At 64.0% G+C, this 10,197-nt stretch carries 11 protein-coding genes; 9 read left to right on the forward strand and 2 right to left on the reverse strand.

The features are described 5' to 3' along the window. The first annotated feature begins 8 nt into the window (after positions 1 to 8). From BP26_RS0118040 to BP26_RS0118075, 8 genes are all read left to right on the forward strand, one after another. Positions 9 to 506, forward strand: a complete 498-nt coding sequence (locus BP26_RS0118040) for a hypothetical protein (RefSeq protein ID WP_029921963.1) — start codon at positions 9 to 11, stop codon at positions 504 to 506. A 245-nt stretch (positions 507 to 751) separates the two neighbouring features. Then, on the forward strand, positions 752 to 2,002 hold the full coding sequence (locus BP26_RS0118045) for a hypothetical protein (protein WP_029921964.1): 1,251 nt from the start codon (positions 752 to 754) through the stop codon (positions 2,000 to 2,002). Positions 2,003 to 2,675: 673 nt separating this feature from the next. Beyond that, a complete protein-coding gene (locus tag BP26_RS0118050) occupies positions 2,676 to 4,547 on the forward strand; it encodes a ParB/RepB/Spo0J family partition protein (protein ID WP_051749136.1) in 1,872 nt (623 codons plus the stop codon). A gap of 88 nt (positions 4,548 to 4,635) precedes the next feature. Beyond that, on the forward strand, positions 4,636 to 5,001 hold the full coding sequence (locus BP26_RS0118055) for a hypothetical protein (RefSeq protein WP_157572600.1): 366 nt from the start codon (positions 4,636 to 4,638) through the stop codon (positions 4,999 to 5,001). A 247-nt stretch (positions 5,002 to 5,248) separates the two neighbouring features. Then, positions 5,249 to 6,013: a DUF3560 domain-containing protein gene (locus tag BP26_RS0118060; RefSeq protein ID WP_029921967.1), complete on the forward strand. Its 765-nt coding sequence runs from the start codon at positions 5,249 to 5,251 to the stop codon at positions 6,011 to 6,013. A gap of 305 nt (positions 6,014 to 6,318) precedes the next feature. Further along, on the forward strand, positions 6,319 to 6,492 hold the full coding sequence (locus BP26_RS29630) for a hypothetical protein (protein ID WP_157572601.1): 174 nt from the start codon (positions 6,319 to 6,321) through the stop codon (positions 6,490 to 6,492). 12 nt (positions 6,493 to 6,504) lie between these two features. After that, a complete protein-coding gene (locus BP26_RS0118070; RefSeq protein ID WP_029921968.1) occupies positions 6,505 to 7,398 on the forward strand; it encodes an ArdC family protein in 894 nt (297 codons plus the stop codon). Next, positions 7,395 to 8,402 (forward strand): toprim domain-containing protein, encoded by a 1,008-nt coding sequence (locus BP26_RS0118075; RefSeq protein WP_029921969.1) that lies wholly within the window; start codon positions 7,395 to 7,397, stop codon positions 8,400 to 8,402. Before BP26_RS0118070 ends, BP26_RS0118075 begins: the two co-directional genes overlap by 4 nt. A gap of 20 nt (positions 8,403 to 8,422) precedes the next feature. Here the strand turns inward: BP26_RS0118075 and BP26_RS0118080 are convergent, their stop codons facing one another. Together BP26_RS0118080 and BP26_RS0118085 are read right to left on the reverse strand one after the other, a co-directional pair. Further along, on the reverse strand, positions 8,423 to 8,635 hold the full coding sequence (locus BP26_RS0118080) for a hypothetical protein (protein ID WP_029921970.1): 213 nt from the start codon (positions 8,633 to 8,635) through the stop codon (positions 8,423 to 8,425). A 76-nt stretch (positions 8,636 to 8,711) separates the two neighbouring features. After that, positions 8,712 to 9,005: a hypothetical protein gene (locus tag BP26_RS0118085; RefSeq protein WP_051749137.1), complete on the reverse strand. Its 294-nt coding sequence runs from the start codon at positions 9,003 to 9,005 to the stop codon at positions 8,712 to 8,714. A 905-nt stretch (positions 9,006 to 9,910) separates the two neighbouring features. On the opposite strand from BP26_RS0118085, the gene BP26_RS28765 reads away from it, so the two are divergent. Then, positions 9,911 to 10,197: helix-turn-helix domain-containing protein (locus tag BP26_RS28765; protein ID WP_084183210.1), on the forward strand; the 287-nt coding region annotated here is incomplete at its 3' end.

Here is a 10,197-nt window from a genome sequence, read left to right on the forward strand (position 1 = left end):
GTGCTGAGGTGTCAGACGAGCAAGGCGACAGGGATCCGGGTGAAAAAGTCGTCCGCCTGTTTCCGCAGCAGACAGGGAGAGGCCGAGACGGACTGGAGCGCGGGCCGGCGCTCGACTGGCAGGACGCGGACGCGCTCGAACGCGAGATCCAGGGCGTACTGGGCGAGGCTCGGCCGGCAGTTGGTGAAGCCGAAGCACGGCCTGGGCCTGATCCAGCACACCGCAACGCGGTCCGCTGCCCGCAGTGTGATCGCTACACCTGGCGCCGCACCCGCTACTGCCAGCAATGCAACGCAGACCTTCCGGCGCTGGCCGCGGAGCGCCGGCGGTCCTGGCTGTGGTCCATCGCGATCGTGAGCTGGGGCCTGGGGCTGGGTTGTATCTACCTGGTCCAGAACTACTTCTTGCCGGCGAAGGCTAGGGCAGCGCTGCTGGCCGTGGTTCTGATAATCGCCGGCTTCAACGTATTTGGGTTCTGGCTTGCAACGCAATACAAGGCACGCTGAGTAGCTTCCTTGGTTGGCATCCGACAGCAGCGCAGTGGGAGCTACGCGTCTCCCCCTGCAAGCCCTGTTCGATACCTCATCGCTTGCCGGCGGTCGGGGTATCGGGCACTGAGAGTAGATACTTGTTAACGGTAGACTAGTGATCGAATTCATCTGGTTCTGTATCGCTAACAGCTGTGGCTGGTGATTGCGAATCCAAACCTACCGTCAAATACAGTCGATGTTCCGTTACTTTCGATCCAGCAATGAAGCAATCCCCTATCGCTGATGTCGTATTCAGGGCGCTGCTCACAAATGACTATGACACCCTCCGCGAGGTTCAGGCGCACCGGGCGGCGGAGTGCGCCGATCTTCGGGCGATTGTCAGCACCGATCATAAAGATGCCATTGCCCTGGACCTGGGCCTCGGCGTGCTTGATAGCATTTACGTCACGCCGATCTTGGAAGGCCCACGTGCGTTCTTTATGTCACCTAGTGTTAGCGTGCAGGCGCGCCATACCGGCGGGAAGTCCGCAGTAGCGATCGACTACTCGCTGAGCTTCGATTCAAATTTTGCGGAGAAACTGAGGGCTGTTCTGAGCGGGGAAGGCATTCAGGCTGTCGACCGTGCACGCGTAATCGAGGTTCTGACCCTGAAGGCGAAAAATCCTCGGGTGCAGTTCGACGTGTTGCCGTTTCTCTATGAGAACGTCCGGCTCGTACGCGAGAATGCGGCGAACTATCGTCCGATCAACACCTTGATCGCCTTTCGCATGCTTGATCATCTGGACTGGGCCGCTTTTCAGCACGATCCCGGTCGTTTTCAATTCAGCGCACCAGCCGAGTCCCTGATGATTTCGCTTCGATCCGATGCTGAAACTTTTCTGTCTAACCTCTACAACGATCGTTCCATCGTGCAGCATGAAGCCAAGTGCCTTGGCATCCAGGCGCTCTTGTTGTGTTTCGCCAGGCTTTGGCGCCGATTCGGGAGGCGCCAGGTCAGCCGCATCCTTCATGACTTGCTCGCGTTTGGCATTGATAGGCTGGGGGCTGTACCGGCGACCGAACTGAACCTGATCTGGAGCGGCATTCGCGGTAGGGAGGTCAGCTCTTTTTTTGGGCCGATCATTAACCCCTCACCCAAGATGCTGAAGTCGGTTCGCGGCATGGCCTGGGATATGGCACATGTGCGGCTAATGGAACAAGTCGCGCAGGTTACGCGAGAGGGCTCATTTTTTGTTCCTTATTTCGTATCGATGGATGAACGCTGGCGTAATCTGCTGCGCCTGAATCCGATTCGTCTAATGGTGTTGAACGACATGCTCGGGAGCAAGCTCTGTGCGCGGGTGCACGAGCAGGAGTTTCAGGAGCTGCTCTACAACACCGCCGGCCCTGAGCTACGAGCAAAGCTGAGCCCTGAGAAAGTGGCTGCCCGGCGATCCGCCGCACGCATCACCGATATGAAAGCGATGCAAGAACTCGTGAAGGAAGAAGAACAAGAGTGGGCTAAGGAGTGAGCTGCTGTTGAGTCATCCGTTTCATGCGTAATGGCGTTGGGGCGTGTGACCGATTCGATGGCTTCTACAGTGAATTCGTTTCCTATGCCGCAATTCAGACCTTCACTGAATGGCGAGCTAGCTCGGATTGAGCGTCTCCCCGGCTGTGCCGGGGCCGGGTGCTACTCGCTGCGCTCACCGAGCCCCGATGAAGCCGGGTCTCGGCCCTTCGGGTAACGCCCCCTGACGCGAGGGGCGAGGGCAGTTCCAAACTTCTTCCTTCTCATCAACTCGTCGCCGGCGCAGGTCCAGCCGACAAACCGCGCCGGCTCGACCTTGAGCGCCGGCGGACAGCGCGCTGCGCGCCCTGTCCCGGCCGCCTATCCCTGCGGCGGCCGTAGTGGTCTGCGCTGCGCGCAGCTGTTTTTCGGTGCCCGCGTTCCGCGGGCGGCCCGCCGTGCCGTCCGCCGTCAAGCCCCGCTCGCCGCCCGCGCCTGCCGCCGCTCGTCGTCCCGACGAGACGGCGGGCGCGGCCGACGAGGCGTTCCGCCCCTTCGGGCGGGGCTGGACTGCGGCCAGCCCGGCGGTCGCTCGCCAAGGGCGAGTCGCGCACCCGGCGCGACTACGCCCAACAGCCCCGGAGGTGGCACTGGCGTTCCTTCCATCCCCTACCTAACTGATGAAGGAGCTTCACATGGATATGAGAGTCGAAAGCACGGCGCGGGAAATCACGGTTCCCTTGAACCGCCTGCGCCCCTCCACCCGCAACGTCCGCAAGAGCGGCGGCACGTCGGTCAAGCAACTGGCCCGCAGCATCGACCGGGTCGGCCTGCTGCAAAACCTGATCGTCACCGATCCCGGCGACGAGGGCTTCCACGAGGTCGAGGCCGGCAAGCGCCGACTGCTGGCACTGCAACTGCTCGCCAAGCGCAAGCGCCTGCCGGAGGACCACGGCGTGCGCTGCCTGCTGGTGCCGGATGCCTCAGCCACCACGGTCAGCCTGACCGAGAACTTCCAGCGCGAGGCCATGCACCCCGCCGACGAGTTCGAGGCGTTCAAGGCGCTGGTGGACGAGGGCCGGCCCATCGAGGACATTGCCGCCGACTTCGGCGTCACCCCGCTGACGGTGCAGCGCAGGCTCAAGCTCGCCAATGTCTCGCGTCGGCTGCTGGCGGACTACCGCAAGGACAAGGTCACCATGGAGCAGTTGATGGCCCTGGCCGTCACCGACGATCACGCCGCGCAGGAGCAGGCGTTCTACGAGTCCCCGGAGTGGCAGCGCGATCCCCGCCAGTTGCGCGAGCACCTGACGGCCGAGGATGTGAACGCCGAGCGTGACGCGGTGGCGCGCTTCGTCGGCGTCGAGGACTACCAGCAGGCCGGCGGCGTGTCGCGCCGGGACCTGTTCGCGGAAGGGGAGAAGGGCGTGTATCTGAGCGACCGCGCCCTGCTCGACAAGCTCGCGGTGGACCGGCTGGCGCCCATCGCGACCGACTTAGAACTGGAGGGCTGGGCGTGGATCGAGGTGGTGCCGCGTGCCACCGCGTCCGACATATACGCCTTTGAGCGGGTGCCCACCAAGAACCGGAAGCCTACTGACAAGGAGGCCAAGCAGGCCGCCCGGATCGAAAAGCGCATCGAGAAGATCGAGGCCACGCTGGAGGCCGGGGAGTGCGATGAGGGTGGTGCCGCAGTCTTGGAAGAAGAGTGGGAACGGCTCGACGCGGAGCGCGAGGCACTGGCGCAGGCGCGGGTGGTGTATCCGGTCAAGGCCAAGGCGCATGCCGGCGTTGTGGTGTCCGTCGACAACGAGGGCAAAGCTGTGGTGCATCGCGGGCTGGTGCGCGAGGCCGACGCCAAGCAGTTGCGGGCCGAGGCCAGCGAGGGTGGCAAGGCCAAGGAGGGCGAGCAGAAGAAGGCGGACGGCAAGCCCGAGGGCAGCCTGAGCGCCAGTCTGACCCGGCAGTTGAGCGCCCACCGTACCGCTGCCTTGCAGGCGGAACTGGCGAAGCAGCCGAGCGTGGCGTTGGTGGCCGTGATTCACCGGCTGGCGCTGCAAGCGTTGTACGGCGACGGCCACTACGGCAACGTGGTGCGCATCACCTGCGCGCCGCCGGAGCGTCTGGAGCGCTATGCCCAGGACTTGCCGCAGTCCACGGCAGTCACCGCGCTCAACGAGGCCAAGCAGGCATGGCGGGATACGCTGCCCGCAGAGCCGGAAAGGCTCTTTGCGGCGTTGCGCGAAATGCCGCAGGAGGACCTGCTGGCCTTGCTGGCGGTGTGCACCGCCTGCTGTGTCGAGGCGGTCACCGACGATGCGGCCGACGACCGCGCCGGCCCGCTGGCAGCGGCGTTGGACCTCGACATGGCGCGCTGGTGGACGCCCACGGCGGCCGGCTACTTCGCACACGTGCCGAAGGTGAAGATCATCGAGGCGGTGAAATGCTTCTCGCCCGATGACGCGCACCAGCTCGACGTGATGAAAAAGAACGAGCTGGCCGCGACCGCCGAACGCCTGTCGGCGGGAAAGAACTGGCTGCCGGACATGCTGCGCAAGGCAGCGTAGTCCAGAGGCCCGCAGTATTTGGCTCCCCGGCGCAAGGCCGGGGAGTTTTTTCGCTTGCGCGCCACCGAGGCGCTCGTAATATGGCTCGGTGAAACTCCGCTTTTCCGCCCGTGGTGACCGGCCCGAAGCCATCGTGCACTTGACGGTGCTGGACACCTTGCACCTGGGTGATATTGTGCGCCGTCGCGGCGAGGCCCTGTGCCGACCGAAAACCAGCTTGCCCAACCTGGAGCTTCTGGAGCGGCAATTGCTGGACGGCCGCAAGTGCTGCCATGCTTGCATCGACCTGATGGCCCGCATCCGCCTGCACGGACCCGTGGACTTGCCGTCCTCGTCGGGTTTGCTCGCAGGCGACCTGATCCGGGAGCTGGCCAAGCAACGCGAGGCGGTCAAGAAACGACCACGCCGCCACATCCTCGACTTTGGAACTGAATCGCCGGACTCGCGCGCCTGATGGGCGCGCTCGGCGGGCCCACGGCAGTGGGCCCGGGGGAAAATGCCCGCTGTATGCCTTTCTAAGGTAGCACCGTGCTCGGCCGTTCAAGGATGTGCTGCGCCGGCTTGTGCTCCGTTCATCGGCTCGCGGAAGCATGCGAGCCGACGAGCCGGTGCCGCCGCCCTTGAGCGGCCTGTGACCCGGTGCAGCGCCTTTCCGGCAAACAGCGCTCATCTCGGAGCGCTGACGCACACCGGAGTCTCCCATGAACAGTTACGAGATGAAGCAGCAGGCGCGACGTGAGCGGCTGATGGCGCGGGCGCAACGCTTGCGGGCGGTGGCCGAGGGTCTGGCGCAGCGGGCGCGCGAGCGGGCGGCCGTGATTCCCTTTGGCCAACCGATCCTGGTAGGCCATCACAGCGAGAAGCGCGACCGCAACTACCGCCAGCGCATCAGCCGCGCGTTCGAGAAGGCCGCCGAGCTGGAGCGCCTGGCGCAGGCCACGGCTGCGCGGGCGGATGGCGTCGGCCTCGGCGGCGTGTCCTCGGATGATCCCGAGGCCGTGACCAAGTTGAAGGCGCAGGTGCAGGAGTTGGAGGCGCGCCAGGAGCAGATGAAGGCCGCCAACCGCGCCCTGCGCTACGGCGACGATTCGGGCTTGCAGGCGCTCGGCTTCAGCGCCACGCAAATCATCGAGCTGAAGAAGCCTGACTTCTGTGGCCGAACCGGCTTCCCGGACTACGCCCTGAAGAACAACGGCGCCAACATCCGCCGCGTCCAGCGCCGTATCGAGGCGCTGTCGCAGAAGCAGGAATCGACCACGCGTGAGGTCAAGGGTGTGCAGGTGATCGAGGACGCCGACGAGAACCGCCTGTGCCTGGTGTTTCAGGGCAAGCCCGAGGAATCGGTGCGCCGGCTGCTGCGCACGCGAGGCTTCGTCTGGTCGCCGACGCGTACGGCCTGGGTGCGCAAGCTGAACAACGCCGCGCGTTACGCCGCGCAGTCCGTGCTCGACACCTTGCCGCAGTAGTTGCGCCTGCCGGCGCCGACCATGAGTCGGCGCCGGCTATCTTTTTGCGGGCTAGAGGTTCGGGCGGTCTTCGCCACGCCCGGGGACGGCGGGAGAGAGAGGAGACCGCTGTTTGCTTTTCAGTTTGTCACGGTGCTCGGCCGGTCAAGGGTCCGCTGCGCCGGCTTGCGCTCCGTTCGTCGCCTCGCATGAAGCCGCGAGCCGACGAGCCGGTGCCGCCGCCCTTGACCGTCCTGCGACTCCGTGCCGGGAGGTTTTCCGCAAACAGCGCTTACCCCGAGTGCTGGCACTACGGAGTAACTCTCATGGACGATTTCTACTATCCCGTTTCTCGCCCGACCACGGTTCGGGAGTGGCGCGCCCTGCCGGACGACATCAAGGCCGGTATCTTCGAGGAGATCTCGGAACTGCGCGAGCAGGACCGTCACGATCAGCACTGGGCCTGGCCGTTCATCCAGCCCTTCCTGGACTTCGAGTGAGGAGGGGCTGCCATGGATATCTACGAGAAGGTGACTCAGAGCGTCATCGAGCAGCTGGACCGGGGCGTCAAGCCCTGGTTCCAGCCGTGGAGCGCGGGGGCGGGTGCTGTGCACCCGCTGCGCCACAACCATCAGGGCTATCGCGGGATCAATGTGCTGATCCTGTGGGTCAAGGCGCTGGAGGCAGGCTACGTCTCCGCGCACTGGATGACTTACCGGCAGGCCTTGGAGCTGGGCGGCCAGGTGCGCAAAGGCGAGCATTCGACCCAGGTGGTGTACTACGGTTCGACGCTCAAGGACGGTCCAGGTGCGGGTGATGGGGAGGACGACCAGAAGCAGGTGCGATTCCTGCGGACCTTCAACGTCTTCAATGCCGACCAGATCGACCGGCTGCCCGAGGTCTACTACGTCGAGCCGAAGTGGCCGGAGAAGCTGAGTGAGCGGGTTCCGGAGTTGGAGGCGTTTGCCAAGGCGACCGGAGCCGATATTCGCGAGGGTGGTGGCAGGGCGTACTACCGTATCGATCAGGACTACATCCAGCTACCGGACTTCCAGGCGTTTCCGGATGCGGAGTGCTACTACGCAACCCGGGCGCATGAGCTGATCCACTGGACCCGGCATCCCTCGCGCCTGGATCGGGACCTGGGCCGCAAGCGCTGGGGCGACGCTGGGTATGCAGCGGAGGAACTGGTGGCCGAACTGGGCGCGGCCTTCCTCGGGGCGGAGCTGGGACTGCGGCCGGACCACATTGAGGACCACGCGGCCTACATCGCGTCCTGGCTGAAAGTGCTGAGAGATGATCGGAAGTTCATCTTCTCGGCGGCGGCGAAGGCACAGGAGGCGGTGGATTACCTGCTGGCGTTTCAGAAAGGCGTGCAGGCGACGCGCATCGGGAGGGGCCAATGAGCGCCCAGGTGGATGTGCAGGAGGCGATGCGGGAGTTTGCGGACGTGCTGCGGCTAGCTGGGCTAGTTCTGGACGGACTGCCCGACATGGACGACCGGCTGCACCGGGTGAAAGCTGATGGCGACTCGAGGCGGGAGCGCAGCGGCGCTTATGTCGGTCATTTGGATGGCTGGCCCGCCGGCTATGTCCAGAACTTCCGCGCCGGCATTCGCCGCAATTGGAGGTATTCCAAGGGTGGCATCCAGCTGTCGGAGCGCGAGCGCCGGCAGTTACAGGCCGAGACGAAACGGCGGCAGGAAGCGCGGGAGGCGGAGCGGCAGCGCCTCCACGAGCGCATGGCCGGCCGGCTATACCGGATGATCCGGGCGGGTGGGTTTCGGGCGGCGCAGGAGGATCACCCGTACCTGGTGGCCAAGGGGCTGACGGCGGGGCCGCGTCCGCTGATGGACCGGCAGGGCAATCTGGCGATCTTCGCCTATGACATCGCCGGCAAGCTGTGGAGCATGCAGCGCATTGCGCCGGACGGGGAGAAGCGTTTCCTGCGCGACGGTCGTGTCAATGGCCTGCACCATCCGATGCGCTCGCGCGGCTGGAAATACTTCGACGAGCGGCGACCGCTGGTCATCGCGGAAGGCTGGGCGACGGGAGAAACCATCGTCCGGCTGACCGGCGTGACGGTGGTGGTGGCGTTCAGTTCCTGGAATCTGGACACGGTGGCCCGCGAATTCCGCGTGCGCTATCCGCAGGCGCGGATCGTCATCGCCGGGGACAACGATCATCGCAAGCCGCTGGAGATCGGGCCGGACGGCAAGCCGAAGAAGAACGCCGGACGCGAAGCGGCGCTGGCGGCGGCGGAAGCCGTGAATGGTTACGCGCTGCTGCCGGAGTTCGAGCCGGGTGATGAGGGATCAGACTGGAACGACCGGATGCACCGGTATGGGGCCGATCAGGTCAAGGCCGAACTTCTGGCTGGGTTTCAACGTGCCGTCCGGGCGTCAACCTGAAGAGGTTGCGCCCGTCGAAACTACTTCTTCTTCGGCGGGCGCAGCTTTTCCGCTGCCTTGCGCACGGCCGCTTCGCTGACCTCGCCGGTGACCTTACGCATGTGGGCCAGCGTGGTCTTTGGTCCGAACCCAGGAATCTGCTGCGACAGATTCTGGTTCTGGGCATCGCCTCGCTTTTGATGGATCGTCCCATCCTTGTCCCGATGGCGTTTGTCGAGTCCAGGCTGTTTCACGATATCGAACTCCCTACATAGCGGGTAACCGTACCCTCTCCTAAGTATAGCGCTGGATTCGCGGCGATCTTCCGGCCTATTCGGGTGCCGGCAGTGCCGTTCCCGGCCGCTGATCTTTATCAGCTGGCGTTCCCTGCAGAAGACCTTTGAGAGTCGGTATGTGCTTCTGCCAGATTTCGACTGACACTTGATCAAGGTGCTCGGCCTGAAGAAGCGTGGAAACCGCCTTAGCGTTGCGCTCGTAGTCGCGCTTCTTTCTATCTCTCAGGTTGTCCTGCAGCTTCTTGAGTTTGGATTCTTGGCGAGCGATTTCGTCCTCGAGGCTGCGGCCCTTGCGAGTACGTTGCGCGGGTGTGCTTGAATCGGGCATGGCGAACCTCCAGTTCGCGGCGGCGGAAAAATCAGCCGCCGGCGTGTGCGGAACCGTCTTGGCTCCAGAGATGAAATGGTAGTTCGAGGCGACGGTCCGGCCACTGTCAAAAGATGCAGTCCGGGTTGCTCGGGGCTGCAGCCTCCGCTCGCCGAGCGGCGCAAATGCGCTTCGCCCGGCTCGCGGTTTCGCCGATGGACAGCGTCAGATTGCATCTGCCGCTGTCCATCCGCTCGCGCGGTACGAGGTGGGTTTGCGGGGGAGTGGCGTTCGCGGCTCCGCCGCACTGAAGGTGCGGACGCAAGCGCGGCTGCGCCGCGCTTATCTGGAGCGCGCGCGGCGAATTGCGGTGGTGGCAGGCCTAGCGGCCCTCAGCCGTCCTGGACCCCTCAGCGCTGAGACATCACGCAATCGAAGATTGCATGGTGTCTCGAAATTTTTTCTGACTTCTCAGCGGGTTAGCGGAGCCTGGCCGTATTCGCTCGCGAACTGATCCGCGATGCATGCTCACTTTACCCCGTTGAGTAAGCTCGCAATTAGCGTATTCGCAGAGCCAAGGGCTTCCGGCACGATCTACTGGTCGTGTGCCTCATTTCCGGGTCTTGAGCGTTTCGAGGCGTCGTTTCAAATCGGCTCCTAATTTCGCGAGCCCTTCTCCATTTGGCAGATATCTGATGTGTCTTATTGCTGCGACGTCGAACGGTACATCGGCAGCAGTTTGCGCGATAAGAACGACCTCTCTGCCAAGCGTGTGGGCGATGCCTGCTTCGTAAAAGACGTTTGCGTTGCGACCGCTGAGATCGCATACAACGACAGCGGCACGTGAAATTATTGAGCCCTGCATAAATAGTTGAAACTATTTTTGCTGTTTGTGGTCTGCCGCTGTGGTAGCTTGGAGGGCACCAATGGCAGAGCCTCAGAAAGCATCGGATTTACAGCGACGGCGACTCAAGGCTGGTCGTCTGTTGCAGCAGGGTGTGCACCAATCGGAAGTCGCCCGGCGCGTGGGCGTCAGCCCTGAGGCGGTGCGCAAATGGCGGCTGAAGCTGGAGGCTGAAGGTCCGGGGGCGCTCAAAGATGGTCGCCGCGGCCGTCCGGCGGGATTGGATCAGGCGCAGCGCCGTGAATTGGTCAAAGCCCTCAAGGTCGGGGCGGTCATGCAGGGATTTCCTACTGAGCTGTGGACGCTGCC

Source organism: Nevskia soli DSM 19509 (assembly GCF_000711955.1).
GTDB lineage: Bacteria > Pseudomonadota > Gammaproteobacteria > Nevskiales > Nevskiaceae > Nevskia > Nevskia soli.